Consider the following 14,431-nt stretch of genomic DNA (forward strand, 5'->3'; position numbering starts at 1 on the left):
CCATTTGAGGTGCGTGTTACGAATGTAAAGCCACCTTTTTTCGAAACGCCTAGTTACAGTCCACTCACGTTCAGAAAAACCTGAAATCCGATTCACCTCAATTACCGCGGAAAGGACCTTGATGAAAAAAATTGTTTTAGCAAGCGCCCTGGGCCTGGCCGGTTTGGCGGCAGCGCCAGCGCATGCAGAGTCCACATTTACCACGCCCGCAATTACGGGTTCCACAGCGACTGCACGGCTGGACTTTTCCATTGTCATTCCGCAGGTGCTGTTCCTGCGTGTTGGCACCAGCTCTGGCAATACGGCAACCGATGGCACGATCGACAGCGTGACGTTCACGGTTCCAGGCGCCAGTGTGGGTAACAGCACTGTGATCGCCGGTGTAGGCGGCGACCTCACCGCAGGTGCTGTGACGGTGCGCGTTTATGGCAACGGCGGCAACATCAGCCTCAACTCAACCACCACGGGCCCGTTGACGACTGGTACCGCCGGCGAAGTGATCCCGTGGAGCCAGATCAGTGTGGCGGCCGCGGCGCTAGGCGCTACCACCGCCGGCTTCACCAATGCGGCCATTACGCACCCTGCATTCAACCTGGGGGCAGGCGGCGGAACCGGCACAGCAACAACGCTGACGGCCACCAACCGCCTTGTCCGTGTCGAAGGCAAGTGGACCTACACCTATCTCAACGCAACGCTACCCGCAGCCGGCACCTACGGGGGCACCATCGCCAAAAACGGCCGAATCACCTATACCGCCACGCAGCTCTAACTTTCAACATTAACCCTTAGGACACATCATGAAAAAAATCCTTCTTGTCAGCACCCTGGGCTTAACCGGCCTGCTGAGCGCTACCGCCCACGCTGAATCTACATTCACCAACCCCGCCATTCTCAATTCGACCGCCACAGCGCGCGTGGACATGACCATCGTCATCCCACAAGTGCTGTTCCTGCGTGTCGGCACCAGCTCCGGCAATACGGCAACCGATGGCACGATTGACAGCGTCACCTTCACGGTCCCAGGCGCGAACGTCGGCGACAGCACCGTGATTGCTGGCGTGGGCGGTGACCTGACCGCAGGTGCAGTGACAGTGCGCGTGTATGGCAACGGCGGCAACATCAGCCTCAACTCCGCCACCACCGGCCCGTTGACGACCGGCACCGCCGGTGAAGTGATTCCCTGGAGCCAGATCAACGTGGCCGGCGCAGCACTGGGCGCCACCACCGCCGGCTTTACCAATGCCGCCATCACCCACCCAGCGTTCAACCTGGGCGCAGGCGGCGGTGCTGGTACCGCAACGACGCTGACCGCCACCAACAAGCTGGTCCGCGTCGAAGGCAAGTGGACCTATACCTACCTCAACGCGACCTTGCCAGCAGCAGGCACCTACGGCGGCACCATCGCCAAAAATGGCCGCGTTACCTACACCGCTACACAACTCTGATTACTTAAATCCTTAAATGGCCCCGCTTGTCGGGGCCATTTTTATTTTTGTTGATATTTCTGAGTTAGCGTAAAGTGGTACTTATGCGCACCCAATCCCTGTTCTTCGTGCCCACTCGCAACAGTGTGTTGCAAGTGCTGCGCATCGCCACATTGGGGGCCGGCGCTCTGGCCTGCACGGGCGCCCAAGCCTTTGTCGTCACCATCACCGCAGGCACCAAGTCATTATTTTTGCAGGTAGGCGCCGGAACCATGACCGGCGGCAATTTCAGCTCCGGGGGTACGCCCGGCAACAATTCCACCATCAATCGTGTTTCGGTCACCATTCCAGCGGCCAACATCGGAGCCGGCACCAGTGCCATGACAACCGACAGCACCGTTGCCGCCAGCCCTTATGACAGCTTTGCCTTTTGCACGGTGCCCGCGCAGGTTTACGTCGGCGGCTTTTACCGCACACCGGGCACGGGCGCCAACGCCACACTCACCGCCACCGCACCGGCCTCGTTAGTCAACGCCACAGGCAACACCATTCCGTTCAATACCATCTCCTGGGTTTCCGGCGGTGCACAAGACCCGACTCCCACCATCCCCAGCGGAACGTTTGTAGGCGGTGCATCACAAACGCTGCTCAGCGTTACACGCAACACCTGGTTTGAAAGCTGTCTGCAGTTCAACTACGCCAATACCCAACTGGTGGGTTCGGGAACCTTTACCGGCCGCGTCAGCTACACCCTGACCTCCCCATGATGATGAAAAGACCGGTCAGCCTGTCACACCTCATCGGATTTGCCGCCCTCCTGCTGCTTGCCAACGTGCTGGCGGCACAACACGCAGCCGCCACCACGACCCGCGTGGATGACACCGGCACCGTCGCGACCCAGAGCGTCGTCCCCATGCGCTGGCGGCAGCTGGTTCCCGGCCGCGGGGCCGACAACTCCGTGGAAGCCAGCCTGCGGGTTGCGCTTCGCCTGAACCTCTCGCGCTGGCTGAACCAGCCGGTCAGGCTTTACATGGGGCTCGCCCCGGTTCCGGGCGAGCCTATCTTTGTTACCTGGAGAACCCAGGGGCGTTTGCTGCCAGGCTCACTGCGATCTGGCGGCCGCACCCTGATCTTCGACGGTGTCGTCAGTGCAGCTTCCCTGGAAGAAACCGTTGAGCTGATTCTCAGAACCGATGGGCGCGCGCTGACGTCTTCCCAGGCCCTGCAGTTTTATTTCGAGGTAGATACGCAATGATCCGTCTCCGGTTACTTGCCCTGCGGCAGTATGCGGCTGGCCTTGTTGGCCTGGCATTCGCCCTGATTGCGCCTGGCGCAATGGCAAGCGAATTTGCATTGGCAGTGTCGCCTCCCCGGTTTGAACTCGAAGTCAAACCCGGCGAGCGCCTGCGCCAGATCATGGAAATCACCAACGCATCGTCAGCTTCCTCAACGTTCAGTATCAGGACAGCGGACTGGCGGCTTGGCATGGACAACTCCGTCACTTTTAACGATGAACTGGGACCCGGCAGCTGCCGACCATGGGTGGCCATCGAGCGGCGCGAACTCACCGTTGCGGGTGGGCGTCCTTACCGGTTTCGCTTTGAGGTCAACGTACCGCCCGATGCAAAGCCTGGTGAATGCCGCTTTGCCATCATGCTGGAAGGCCAGGAGCAGGTTACCCGCATGGAGTCGGGCCCCCCCATCCCATTTTCCGCGCGTCTCGGCGTGGTGGTGTACGTCACCATCGGCGGCGCCACACCGGAGCTGAGCGTCGCCGGCTCGGGCGTGCAGACCGTGAACGGCAAGCCCACACCGGTCTTGCAAATCCGCAACAGCGGCACCGCCCACGGCCGTGTCACCGGCTTCCTGAACGGCACCGATGCGTCCAACACCTCACTGGAATTCTCACCCGCCAACACCCCCATACTGCCCGGCGAGACGCGCACCATTCCACTGAGCGCCACACGCCCGGGGGACCAGGACACTGCGGCGCAAATTCGCTATCCCGTCACGGTGCGCGGCAAGCTCGAATGGGGCAAAGGCCAAACACAAACTATTGAGCAGCGCTTCGCCCCATGAAGCGACGGGCGCACACGCCGATCATCCCTTTTTCCTTGCCACTCAAGTGGTGGCGCATCGGCCTTGCGGGGCTTGGCGCCGGTTTTGCAACGGCTGCGGCCCTGGCCCAGGCAACAGCCCCGCCCGCAGAAGGCCAGCCTTATGTGGACCGCGTCATGGAGGGCCTGCCGGACCCTGACGGCGGCCTTCAGCTGAAGGCCAGCGAATACAACGAAGCCGGCTGGCCGCGAAGCTGGCGTGTTGACTATTCCCTGTTCAAGCAGAACGGTGGCGGTGGCGACAGCACCTCCCGCGCGTTGGGCATAGGCGGCTTCCTGGACACACCGAACCACGGCGCACTGTCGATCAATGCCAACCTGGTCCAGCAGCAGTCGAATGCGCCGGGAAACCAGGCCCAAAACAGCGGCAGCACCTGGCGCATTGACCAGCGCGCCCTGCCGCTGGACGGCGGCTGGTTTGCCAACCACAACGCGGGCGACATCAATACCGTCAGCACCCGGCTTGCCCGCGGTACCGGGCGGGTATCGGTGCCGGCCACGCCCATCCGGGGTGTTGGTGGGCAGTGGTACCTGAACGACGCGGTCGACCTGAACGCAGCCGCGGGACGTACCGGCCTCTTTAGCGGGCTGGATGCCGCCGGGTTCCAGACCTCCGGCGGCAGCATCGGGTCTGCCGGTGCGCAATTTCGGCTGCCCACCGGTGACGCATTGGGGGCAGGAAGTCGCACTGACGCCGCATTCCAGTTGATCGACGGTAAAAATATTTCGGACAACGGAGGCTTCGGCAACTCATTGAACACCCGCGCTTATTTTGCTGCGGCGTCCTGGGAAGGCGCAGCGCCGTGGGGTACGGGACTGGCTACAGGCTATGGGTCGCCCAGTGAGCGCATCGGCGGCTTGCGCATGCAGGCCAACGTGGTACGCAGTGACAGCACGCAGGGCGGCGTCGCGACCGGCCTCTGGCTGGACGCCGCATGGCGAACCGAGCGCTGGCGCACCACAGCCGGTGTTTTCCGCTTTGAACCCAATTTGCGCTGGGGCACAACAGTTCTCGCCAGCGACCTGCAAGGCGTCTACTGGCAGGCCGACACCTCCACCCGGCAGTGGCAAGCCGGGTATGCGGTCGAGCTGAGCGACAGCGTGAGCCGTACCGGCGCAGGCAGCAGCGCGTCGGGACGCAGTGCCTTCATCAACGTCAATGGCCGCTACCTGCTCGATTCGCGCAACTCGGTGGGCGCGGCGCTGAGCTTTCGCACCATCACCAGCCCCGGCCAGTCGGCGCAGCTGTCCTGGAGCCGTGCCAGTGATTGGGGCCAAACCCAATGGCGCGCCGACCTGGCCAATGCATCCGGCGTCCGGACGACCCGGCTCGGGGTAGACCAAAGCTGGCCGGTTGTCTTGCCGGCCACTTTCGGCACCTCGCTGGCATGGGAGCGGATGAGCGGCAATGTCAGCCCCACCACAGGCCTGATCTGGGGCATTCTTGGCACACTGTCGCCGTGGTCGCAATGGTCGCTGGATGGGTCGGTGCGGGGTGCTCGCCGCAGCGACGGCGGCGAGTCGGTCAATGCCAATGTCGGCGTGACCTGGCAGCCTTACGGCGGCTGGTCGCTCTCCCTCCGGTATACGGAATCACGTGGGCAGGAGCCGCTCTCGGCGCTGGTGGTCTCGGCCCTGACGGCAGCCACGCAGCAGGCCATTGCAACCACCCAGACCAACCGCAGCATCCAGCTGCTGCTGCGCTACGAAGACCGTGCAGGCACTTCCACCGCGCCGCTGGGCGGCCTGCCCGGAACCGGCTCCGGCGGGTTGACGGGCACGGTGTTTTTCGATGCAGACAGCAATGGCCGCAGGGAAGCTTCCGAAGGCGGCGTGCCTGGCGTCACTGTCATCCTCGACAGGCGCTACGTGACGCGAACCGACAGCCAGGGACGCTACGAGTTTCCCTATGTGGCGGCCGGAGAGCATTTGATTGAAGTTTCTCCAGACAACGTCCCGCTGCCCTGGAGCCCGGTTCTTCGCGATCCTGCGAAGACGGTCATTCTGGTACGCCAAACCAACTCACTCGACTTCGCCGTGCAGCGCGAACGCTGAAAACCGCCTCCGCTCCACGGGGAACCCGCGTAAGACGTCTGAGCTCGGGGCTGCGGCAGCCCTCTTAAAACTCAAAAATTGACAAATCGATGGGTTCGCTCGGCAAGAATTTGATGAAACAAGCAAAATTAAGCCGAAATTTGCTGAAAAACCGAATAAACCGGTAAATAAGTCACATATTTGCTGTCATTAATATCTTGCATCACTTTTATCAATTTAGTTACTATGGGGCGTACTTAATCATTTCCTGGTTCAGCCCCAATGTCCTCCTGCCACAGCTACCCAACGTCTCTCAGCCGCCTCATGGCGCTGTCGGCGCTGCTGGTGGCCATGTTCTGCATTCCGCAGATTTCACGTGCAGGCGAGATACTGAGTGTTGACAAACCCCAGGCCAGCACGAAGCTGGATTTCGCCATCGTCATTCCGGCTGTGCTCCGTATCCTGGAAAACAGCCACCCGGCCGCGCTGTTCTCTGCCGACACAACGGGCTCCCTCATTTCCGCCACGCAGCGCATGGTGCTGGTATCGACCCTGGGCAAGGGCTTCTGCATGGACCTGCAGCTCAACCAGCAGCAAGTCGCGGGCTGGCAGCTGAACGTCAGCGGCAGCGCGGGCACCCGCGTTGAGGCTGCCGAAGGCGGCTATCGGGTCTGCGCATTGCGTCCCGGCCGCTTTGAACTGGCACTGCAACACGCCTTCAGCCTGAAAGAACGCAAACCCGGCGCAGACGCCTCGGCCGCCAACTTCAGCTGGCCCGTCAGTGTGAGCCTGGTCACCCCCTGACCAGATTGCGTAAAACTCCCGGCCGCCAGGGAGGCTAGCGGCCCAGCCATTGCACCAGCTGGCGCGTCACCTCGGGGCGGCCCAGCAATTCCATGTGATTCATGCCTTGTGCCACCCACTGGTTTTCCGGCGCAAACGCCAGCGTGCGGGCCGCCTCTTCATGCAGGCCCAGGGCGCTTTCCAGCGACACCAGCCCATCGCCCACCATCTTGCGCGCCAGGGCCTCCCTGACCGGCACGAGCGGTCCTTTCCGGGTTGACCCGGCTGACAACGTGGTCGCGGCGACCGCATAACAATCCACGCCCGCGGGCAGGGGCACGATCTCCCGCACGTCGGGGCCGCGCTCAAAACGCCCGGCCTGCCGCCAGTCGGCTTCCAGCACGTTGCCGTGGCGCAAGTCAGTGATGCCGGCACTGCGCACCTGGCCGATCCGGGCAAAGGGCCGCGTCACCAGGTTGCTGCCCAGTACGCCGTCGACCCAGCTGCCCAACCGCTCCAGCGGTGCGCCGTGATGGGGTGTTCCCAAAAACACCATGGCTTTGAGTTGCTGCAGCCAGCTGTGGCCTGCCCGGGCGGCATGGTGGCAGGCGCTGCGCGCAACCAGGCCGCCCATGCTGTGCACCAGCAGCGTCACGTCCTGCACCGGCTGCGGCCAGGCCTTGACCAGCTGCTGCAGCAAGCCGGCCAATTGCTCTCCGTTGGCCGAGGTATGCAGCCCCGTGTTGTAGTGCAGGTACACCGGCGTGTAACCCAGCTCGCGCGCCAGCTGACCGCCATGGCCCTGCGGCAGCGCGCTGTTGCCGCACCACTGCAGGTCATTCATGCACAGCCCGTGAACCATCAACAGAATCTTTCCCGTCGCTTGCGGCAGCCGCGCGGCCAGCGCCTCTGGGTCCAGCACCAGCGGCTGGCCTTCATGGCGCAAGCTCATGCGGATGGCCAACGGGTTGGCGGTGTCCAGCAGCAGGTCACCCAGCACGCCGTTCAGGGCCGAAAGCATGGCCTCGCGCTGCGGTGAAGAAGCCTGCGCGCCTGCCAGCGGCACCGCCCGCGACAACACCACATTGGCCGCCCCGCCTGCCAGCCGCGTGACGCCCCTGATGCTGCCGTAGACCCAGCCCGTGATGCCGGAAGGCCTGACGCCGCTGCTTCCCGGCGCACTGTCGACAAACCTTGAACCCAGCAGGCCAAACGGTGCGGCAACGGCTTTGTACACATTGCCCTGCACGGTTTCTGCCAGGCCTGTGACGCCCAGGGTGGCCTGCGTGGCAAGCTGGGCCAGTCCCTGGATGTCGGAGACATGCAGCCAGGTGGGCAACAGCTTCGATGAAGAAGTAGAAGTGCCTGCGGCGGTGTCTGTCGGGCCTGGTGTGCGCATCCCACGATTGTGGGGGCAGGAGAGCGCGCGCGCCAGCGATACCGCATGGCGGGCGTTTTATAAGTAAAAATGCCGTTTGGCCAAGAAAGGTGTACGCGAGCAGCTATCAATTTAATAGCAACGCCGTGAACACCCTTATCGCCGGCAACATCCTGCCTGCCCTTCAGCGCCTTACTTGCAAAGGTGCAGCAACTCTGTCGGTGCAGCCGTTTCAACTCCCACGGGGTTGGGTGTAACCACCGGCACAGGCTCGGGGGCGCCCGGGTTCAGCACATTGTGGATGCGCGCCGCCAGCGCAAAGCGTGGATACGCGGCGTCGCCCACCGTATTGCTGCCATTGGCCAGCAACACCACGTCATAGCCGCTGCCGTAGCCCGCATCGACCGATGCAAAGCTGACCGTCTGCCCGCCGGCACCATAACTGCCCGGCCCGCCCAGCGCGGTCAGGCCCATGCCGATGGGCGCAGATTCTCCGTTGGCCAGGCGCGCCGGTGTGCGCATCAGCACAAGGCTGTCGGCCGACACGATGGCGCCGCTTCTCAGTGCGCCGTTCCATCGCACCATGTCGGACGCGGTGGACACCACGCCGCCTGTCGCGTCGAAGCCCGAGTTGAGGTCGGGGCACACCAGCCATCGGTCACCCGGCTTCACGCGGTAGTAGCCGCGCGCTGCCTCAGGCCGCGGCTGCGGCCCCAGCAGATAGGAAGCCGACATGCCTGCAGGCCGGAACAGCAGCTGCGTGAAGGCCGTCTCCAGTGGTTGCCCGCTGGCACGCTCAATCACGCGGCCCAGCAGGATATAGCCGGCATTCGAATAGTCGTAGGCCGTGCCCGGCGATGCATAGAGGCCGCGCGCATTGAGGTTGGCAAAAAAAGCCTCCCTGGGAATAGGCGGCTCCTGCAGCACGGCCGGCACGCTGCCCACCAGCAGGTCGTCGGGGTCCTTCCTGGCGCCAGGAATGCCCGCCACCATCTGCATGACCTGGGCGATGGTGGGGTCGGGCCGGTAACGCAGCTCGGGGATCCAGCGCGACAGCGGGTCGGCCAGCGAGATTTTTTTCTGTTCCTGCAGCTTCAGCAATGCCGCTGCAGTGAGCTGTTTGGTGACCGAGCCGATCTTCACCGGCGTGGATGACGTCATGGGCACGCCGGCCTGGATATCAGCAGCGCCATATCCGCGCGCATAGAGCACCATGCCGGCCTTGCCCACCGCCAGTTGAAGGCCGGGCAACACACCCGGAACATATTCGGCGACCAGCGCGTCGATTTGCGCGGCAACCACGGACGGTATCGCCGGCCGTTCAACCTGGGCCTGCGACGCGCAGGTACCCAATGCCAGACAGCAGGCCACCACCCTGTGGGCCAGCGGACGCTTTGAAAAAGGATGGCAAGTGTGCATCTGTGTACCGCTCCGTGGTTGGACCTGGGCCCGTTATGCCGTTAACAGGCCCTAGCTTACTTCTGTTGGAGGACTACTTTCGGTACAGCTGGACGCTGAACGATGGGGGGCTGGTCAATTTGACCTGCGTCGATGTCTTTAGATTTCGGCAAAGACAGCGATCGCATCAGCAGCATGCACATCGTTGACGACACCCATCCCCTGTGCCAGGAGGTGAGTGACAGGTGCGCGCCTGATCCCCCTGGGGGCCTGGCCTGTTAACAAACGCTAGTGCAGGGTCGTTTGTTCCTGGCAATAGTCAAACAGGCCCTCGAGCTCACTGGATTTGTCGAAGACCGCATCGGCCCCGAGTTCGGCGGCGCGCCTGCGGATTTCATCCGTTGCGTAGTTGCTCAGGACGACCACCTTCTGGTAGGGCTCCCGATTGCGGCAACCTGCGAGCACGCCCAGCCCGCTGCCTTCTTTCAGGAAAAGGTCCACGATGGCCAGATGCCACTCGCCGTCGTGCAGCTTCAGCCAGCGGGTGGCCTCAGTCTGGGTGGCACCGTGGCCCGTTACCTGGACAGCGGCAATCTCCTTGAGCGCCTCTATCAGGTTCTCAAGAACGATTTCGTTGTCTTCTACCAGGTAAGTAATTAGTGCCATACAACCCACTTTAGGCTTTGGCCTACGGGAAACTGCCATCCGTTGACGCGCATCCGGGTAGGACAGAGGGACGCACGGCCCACAGGACGGGCAGAGCCTGACAGGGCAGACTAGAAGTGCTCGTGCGGTGCCAGGTAGCGCCATTGGCCGACCGGCAGGTGGCCCAGGTTGACATGGCCGATGCGCACGCGCTTCAGGCCGGTGACAAAGAGGCCCACCTGCTCGCACATGCGGCGAATCTGGCGCTTTTTGCCTTCCTTGAGCACAAAACGCAGTTGCTCCGGGTTTTGCCATGACACCTGCGCGGGCTTGAGCGCCTGGCCGTCCAGGCTCAGACCATGATTCAGCAAAGCCAGCTTTTCGCGCGGGAACAAGGCCTGCACGTTGGCAGTTTCGTCCCCCTTTTCGGTTCTGTAGCTGACACGCACCAGATACTCTTTTTCGATCTCCGAGTCTTCACCGATGAGCTGGCGCGCCACCCGGCCGTCCTGCGTCAGCACCAGCAACCCGATGGAGTCAATGTCCAGCCGCCCGGCAGGCGCCAGGCCACGCAACTGCTCGTGGCCCCAGCGCATGCGGCTGTTGCATTCGCGCCAGCGGTTTTGCGGCTGCACCAGCACCACGGCCGGTTCATGCCCGTCTTCCGCCTGGCCACTGACATACCCAACCGGCTTGTTGATCAGGATGGTGACTTGCTGGCGCTGCTGCTGCTCGGCCTGGCGGTCAATCTCGATGCGTGCGTCCACGGCCACCGGTTGCCCCATAACGGCCGGTGCACCGTTCACGCGCACCCAGCCACGGGCGATCCAGTCATCGGCCTCGCGGCGCGAGCAAAGGCCCAGTTCGGCCATGCGCTTGTTCAGCCGCACGGTGGGGGCCGGTGCGCCTGGTGCAGCCGCTGCTGGCGCGGCTTTCTGGATTCGTACGGCGCCGCCGACAGGCCTCGGGCCGGGTTTGAGAGGTTCAGTCATTTGCTATCTATTTTATAGCTGCTCGCGCAGATTATTCGTGGGTCACAGGCGTATTTGGCACCTAAATGCCGCCTGGTACGGCCCTCAGGCTACCCAAAGGCGGTATCCCACAGCCGTTTCCGTGAGCAGGTGTTTGGGCTGCGCCGGATCGGCCTCGAGCTTCTGGCGCAGGTGGCCCATGTAGATGCGCAGGTAGTGATTTTGCCCGGCATGGGCGGGGCCCCACACCTCGCGCAACAGCTGGCGATGCGTCAGCACCCGCCCGGCGTTGGTCATCAACACGGTGAGCAGGCGGTATTCAATAGGCGTGAGGTGCACCTCTACCCCGCCGCGGCGCACCAGCCGCGCCTGGCGGTCCACCACCACATCGCCAAAGGTAAAAAGCGGTTCGTCAGGCGTCCCGTCAGCGCTGGCTGCGCGCGGGCGGCGCAGGTTGGCGCGCACACGGGCCAGCAACTCGCCCACGCCGAAGGGCTTGGTCAGGTAGTCGTCGGCGCCGGCGTCCAGCGCGGCAATTTTGTCAGCCTCGTCCGCGCGCGCCGACAGCACCACAATCGGCACGGCCGACCAGCCGCGCACGTCGCGAATCACCTCCAGCCCGTCGCCGTCGGGCAAGCCAAGGTCCAGCACCAGCAGGTCGGGCTTGCGCGTGCCGGCCTCGGTCAACCCGCGCTTGCCGGTGTCCGCCTCGAACACCTGCCAGCCTTCGGCCTCCAGCGCCGCGCGCACAAAGCGGCGTATCTGCGGCTCGTCTTCAATCACAACGGCAACGGGTGCGGGGTGGGACATGGGCAAAGAGGAAGAAAGGTCAGGCGGTTTCGGGCAGGCCCTGCGGCGGCGGGCGCCGCGGCAGGGTGATGGTGAATTCTGCCCCACCGCCCGGCGCATTGGCGGCCGTGATCTGCCCGCGGTGCGCCTGCACCACTGCCTGGCAGATGGCCAGGCCCAGCCCCACGCCCGGCGTGGCCGACTCGGCCTCGCCGCGCGTGAACTTCTCGAACAGCTCGTGCTCCCGGCCCTTGAGGGCCGCGGGCAGGCCGGGCCCGTGGTCACGCACCGCCAGCGTCAGCGCCTGCTCCGTCGCCTCTGCGCTGACTTCTATGGGCGCCCGCCCGTACTTGGCGGCGTTTTCCAGCAGGTTGACCAACACGCGCTCCATCAGCACCGCATCAAATTCGACCAGCGGCAGATCGGCGGGTAGCGCCGCAGTGACAGCCTTGCCGGCCAGCGCGTGCTGTGCCTGGCGGATCGCCGAACCGACGATTTCCTCGACCGACTGCCATTCGCTCCTCAGGTTAACGGCACCGCTTTGCAGCCGCGCCATGTCCAGCAGGTTGTTGACCAGCGCGCTCAGGTGGCGCGCTTCGCCGGCGATGGCGCGCGCCGCCTGCGACTGTTCGCTACTCAGTGGCGGCGCCGTGCGCTGCAGGGAGTCGGCCAGGCCGATCAGCGCGGTCAACGGCGTGCGCACGTCGTGCGAAATCGCCGCCAGCAGCATGTTGCGCAGTTTCTCGGACTCCATCTGCACCACCGCCTGCTGGGCCACCTCTACATAGTGCACGCGCTCCTGCGCGATGGCGATCTGCCGCGCCAGGGTTTCGAGCTGCTGCATCTGCTCGGGAATCAGCAGCCAGCGCGCCTGCGCAGGCTTGAGCGCCAGCACGCCGCGCACGCGCATCGGCGCCTTGAGCGGGATGTAATGCCATGCCTGGGCCGACAAGGTGGCGGTGGCCAACCCCGCCGGCTGTTCGTTGCGGAACACCCAGTCGGCCACGCTGGCATCGAAATCCGCGGGCGGTTTGGCGGGCGGCAGTAACTGGTCGTGACTGTCGGTCACCATCACCACCGCCTGCCCGCCGAAGTTGCGCTGCGCGGCCGCTTCGCCGAGTTCCATGACCTGCTCACTCAGCAGCGCCGCCGACAGGTCGCGCGTGAGCTCGAACAGCGACTGCGCGCGGCGCTCGCGGCCGGCCGCAATGCGCGCCTGAAAACGCAGGCCTGCCGTGAGTTGCCCGGTTAGCAACCCCACCATCAGCATGACGGAAAATGTCAACAGGTACTGCACATCGCTGACGGCAAACGACAGGCGGGGCGGCACAAAGAAAAAGTCAAACGCCGCCACATTGAGGAAAGCCGCCAGCGCTGCCGGCCCGCGTCCGAACTTCAGCGCCACCAGCACCGTACCAAGCAGAAACAGCATCACGATGTTGGCGAGGTCAAAAAATCTGAGCAAAGGCAAAGCCAGCAAGGTGACGGCGGCGCTACCAGCCATTGCCCATGCGTATCGCGGCAGGCTCTCCTGCCAGGCCGCGGCGGCATCATCGTCGGCAGACCGCTGCACGGCGCGCGCCAGCCGCCGCGCGCTGTCGGCATGGCCCACCTCCACGATGTCCAGTGTGGGCGCCAGCGTTGCCAGCCGGCGCGTCATGGTGGAGCCGGCCCACAGCGCGCGCCAGCCCGGCAGCTGCGGGCGCCCCACCACCAGCGTGGCGCAATTGAGTTGCTGCGCCTGCGCTACCAGTTCGGCGGCGGGATCGCTGCCGGTCAGTACCGCCGTGGCCGCGCCCAGTTCTTCGGCCAGCTGGATAACGGCCAGGATGCGGTCGCGCCTGGCAACCTCCAACAGCTGCAGGCGCGGCGTTTCCACATACGCTGCATGCCAGCGCACATTGAGCTGGCCGGCCAGGCGCGCCGCCGTGCGCACGGTCTGCTCGGCCCCTTCACGCGGGCCTATACAGGCGAGGATGGCGCCTTCGGTGTTCCAGACCGGTGCGATGGATTTCTCGACGCGGTAGCTGCGCACGTCGTCTTCCACATGCTCGGCCGTGCGCCTGAGCGCAATTTCGCGCAGCGCGATCAAGTTGCCCTTGCGGAAAAAGTTCTGCGCCGCGCGCTCAGCCTGCTGCGGCAGATACACCTTGCCGGCCTTCAGCCGCGCCATCAGCTCGTCGGGCGTAACGTCAACCAGGATGATTTCGTCGGCACCGTCCAGCACCGTATCCGGGACTGTTTCATGCACGCGTATGCCGGTGATGGCGCCCACCGTGCCGTTGAGGCTTTCCAGGTGCTGCACATTGACCGCCGACCAGACATCGATGCCGGCCTCCAGCAGCTCCTGCACGTCCTGCCAGCGTTTGGCGTGGCGCGAGCCCTCTACATTGCTGTGGGCGAGTTCATCGACCAGCAGCAGCGACGGCTTGCGTGCCAGCGCCGCGTCCAGGTCGAACTCTTTCAACCTGTGCCCACGGTAGGCTACCTCCTGCAAGGGCAGTTGCTCCAGCCCAACCAGCAGTTCCATGGTTTCGCTGCGGCCATGCGTTTCGACCACGCCGACCAGCACATCCCGCCCGGCCTTGCGCTCGCGCTGCGCGGCGCTGAGCATGGCGTAGGTCTTGCCCACGCCGGCGCTGGCGCCGAAGTAGATGCGCAAACGGCCGCGGCGCGCTTTTTCCTCCTCGCCGCGCAGGCGGTCGAGAAGTTCGTCGGGGTCAGGGCGGGAGTCGGGAAAACTGGCCATGCCGTTGCGCCGTTCCTGGGTGATTCAAAAGTTTCAAAGATCGCCTCGCAAAGGGTAACACCGGGGAGGTTCTTCCTGGGCATCAGGGCCGCCCCCTGTCGGCTCACTGGATGTCCGCGTGTCGCTGCGGCCCGCGATCCACC

The 14,431-nt window shown here is 64.2% G+C and carries 13 protein-coding genes; 7 read left to right on the forward strand and 6 right to left on the reverse strand.

Annotated features, from left to right (window positions below; genetic code table 11):
- The first annotated feature begins 121 nt into the window (after positions 1 to 121).
- From AC1DYR_RS13810 to AC1DYR_RS13840, 7 genes are all read left to right on the forward strand, one after another.
- Complete coding sequence (locus AC1DYR_RS13810; protein WP_477705595.1) at positions 122 to 769, forward strand: hypothetical protein; 648 nt, start codon at positions 122 to 124, stop codon at positions 767 to 769.
- Between the two features lie 28 nt (positions 770 to 797).
- Entirely contained in the window at positions 798 to 1,445 is a 648-nt protein-coding gene (locus AC1DYR_RS13815) for a hypothetical protein (RefSeq protein ID WP_477705596.1), read from the forward strand.
- Between the two features lie 83 nt (positions 1,446 to 1,528).
- Positions 1,529 to 2,191, forward strand: coding sequence for a hypothetical protein (locus AC1DYR_RS13820; protein ID WP_477705597.1), 663 nt, complete (start codon positions 1,529 to 1,531; stop codon positions 2,189 to 2,191).
- A complete protein-coding gene (locus tag AC1DYR_RS13825) occupies positions 2,188 to 2,679 on the forward strand; it encodes a hypothetical protein (RefSeq protein WP_477705598.1) in 492 nt (163 codons plus the stop codon). Before AC1DYR_RS13820 ends, AC1DYR_RS13825 begins: the two co-directional genes overlap by 4 nt.
- Positions 2,680 to 2,759: 80 nt before the next feature.
- Positions 2,760 to 3,503: a COG1470 family protein gene (locus AC1DYR_RS13830; RefSeq protein ID WP_477705599.1), complete on the forward strand. Its 744-nt coding sequence runs from the start codon at positions 2,760 to 2,762 to the stop codon at positions 3,501 to 3,503.
- Positions 3,500 to 5,596 (forward strand): SdrD B-like domain-containing protein, encoded by a 2,097-nt coding sequence (locus tag AC1DYR_RS13835; RefSeq protein ID WP_477705600.1) that lies wholly within the window; start codon positions 3,500 to 3,502, stop codon positions 5,594 to 5,596. The genes AC1DYR_RS13830 and AC1DYR_RS13835 overlap by 4 nt, the downstream gene beginning before the upstream one ends.
- A gap of 261 nt (positions 5,597 to 5,857) precedes the next feature.
- A complete protein-coding gene (locus tag AC1DYR_RS13840) occupies positions 5,858 to 6,379 on the forward strand; it encodes a hypothetical protein (RefSeq protein ID WP_477705601.1) in 522 nt (173 codons plus the stop codon).
- 34 nt (positions 6,380 to 6,413) lie between these two features.
- On the opposite strand, the gene AC1DYR_RS13845 is transcribed toward AC1DYR_RS13840, so the two are convergent.
- From AC1DYR_RS13845 to AC1DYR_RS13870, 6 genes are all read right to left on the reverse strand, one after another.
- The gene (locus AC1DYR_RS13845; protein WP_477705602.1) at positions 6,414 to 7,757 is read right to left on the reverse strand and encodes an esterase/lipase family protein; all 1,344 of its coding nucleotides are present in this window, start codon (positions 7,755 to 7,757) and stop codon (positions 6,414 to 6,416) included.
- Between the two features lie 171 nt (positions 7,758 to 7,928).
- Positions 7,929 to 9,155: a serine hydrolase domain-containing protein gene (locus AC1DYR_RS13850; RefSeq protein WP_477705603.1), complete on the reverse strand. Its 1,227-nt coding sequence runs from the start codon at positions 9,153 to 9,155 to the stop codon at positions 7,929 to 7,931.
- Positions 9,156 to 9,422: 267 nt separating this feature from the next.
- Positions 9,423 to 9,800, reverse strand: coding sequence for a response regulator (locus AC1DYR_RS13855; protein WP_477668640.1), 378 nt, complete (start codon positions 9,798 to 9,800; stop codon positions 9,423 to 9,425).
- Positions 9,801 to 9,910: 110 nt separating this feature from the next.
- Entirely contained in the window at positions 9,911 to 10,771 is an 861-nt protein-coding gene (locus AC1DYR_RS13860; RefSeq protein WP_477705604.1) for a pseudouridine synthase, read from the reverse strand.
- An 84-nt stretch (positions 10,772 to 10,855) separates the two neighbouring features.
- Positions 10,856 to 11,560 (reverse strand): two-component system response regulator KdpE, encoded by a 705-nt coding sequence (gene kdpE, locus AC1DYR_RS13865; RefSeq protein WP_477668642.1) that lies wholly within the window; start codon positions 11,558 to 11,560, stop codon positions 10,856 to 10,858.
- Positions 11,561 to 11,579: 19 nt separating this feature from the next.
- Positions 11,580 to 14,288, reverse strand: coding sequence for a DUF4118 domain-containing protein (locus AC1DYR_RS13870; RefSeq protein WP_477705605.1), 2,709 nt, complete (start codon positions 14,286 to 14,288; stop codon positions 11,580 to 11,582).
- Positions 14,289 to 14,431: the final 143 nt, after the last annotated feature.

The sequence above is a fragment of the Polaromonas sp. P1_F9 genome, assembly GCF_056405615.1.

Excerpts from the sequence above, each read along its gene's own strand:
- AC1DYR_RS13840 (WP_477705601.1), top strand. The coding sequence starts at position 5,858 with ATGTCCTCCTGCCACAGCTACCCAACGTCTCTCAGCCGCCTCATGGCG.
- AC1DYR_RS13825 (WP_477705598.1), top strand. The coding sequence starts at position 2,188 with ATGATGATGAAAAGACCGGTCAGCCTGTCACACCTCATCGGATTTGCC.
- AC1DYR_RS13870 (WP_477705605.1), bottom strand. The coding sequence starts at position 14,288 with ATGGCCAGTTTTCCCGACTCCCGCCCTGACCCCGACGAACTTCTCGAC.
- kdpE (WP_477668642.1), bottom strand. The coding sequence starts at position 11,560 with ATGTCCCACCCCGCACCCGTTGCCGTTGTGATTGAAGACGAGCCGCAG.
- AC1DYR_RS13860 (WP_477705604.1), bottom strand. The coding sequence starts at position 10,771 with ATGACTGAACCTCTCAAACCCGGCCCGAGGCCTGTCGGCGGCGCCGTA.
- AC1DYR_RS13830 (WP_477705599.1), top strand. The coding sequence starts at position 2,760 with ATGGCAAGCGAATTTGCATTGGCAGTGTCGCCTCCCCGGTTTGAACTC.
- AC1DYR_RS13810 (WP_477705595.1), top strand. The coding sequence starts at position 122 with ATGAAAAAAATTGTTTTAGCAAGCGCCCTGGGCCTGGCCGGTTTGGCG.
- AC1DYR_RS13850 (WP_477705603.1), bottom strand. The coding sequence starts at position 9,155 with ATGCACACTTGCCATCCTTTTTCAAAGCGTCCGCTGGCCCACAGGGTG.
- AC1DYR_RS13835 (WP_477705600.1), top strand. The coding sequence starts at position 3,500 with ATGAAGCGACGGGCGCACACGCCGATCATCCCTTTTTCCTTGCCACTC.
- AC1DYR_RS13845 (WP_477705602.1), bottom strand. The coding sequence starts at position 7,757 with ATGCGCACACCAGGCCCGACAGACACCGCCGCAGGCACTTCTACTTCT.
- AC1DYR_RS13815 (WP_477705596.1), top strand. The coding sequence starts at position 798 with ATGAAAAAAATCCTTCTTGTCAGCACCCTGGGCTTAACCGGCCTGCTG.
- AC1DYR_RS13855 (WP_477668640.1), bottom strand. The coding sequence starts at position 9,800 with ATGGCACTAATTACTTACCTGGTAGAAGACAACGAAATCGTTCTTGAG.
- AC1DYR_RS13820 (WP_477705597.1), top strand. The coding sequence starts at position 1,529 with ATGCGCACCCAATCCCTGTTCTTCGTGCCCACTCGCAACAGTGTGTTG.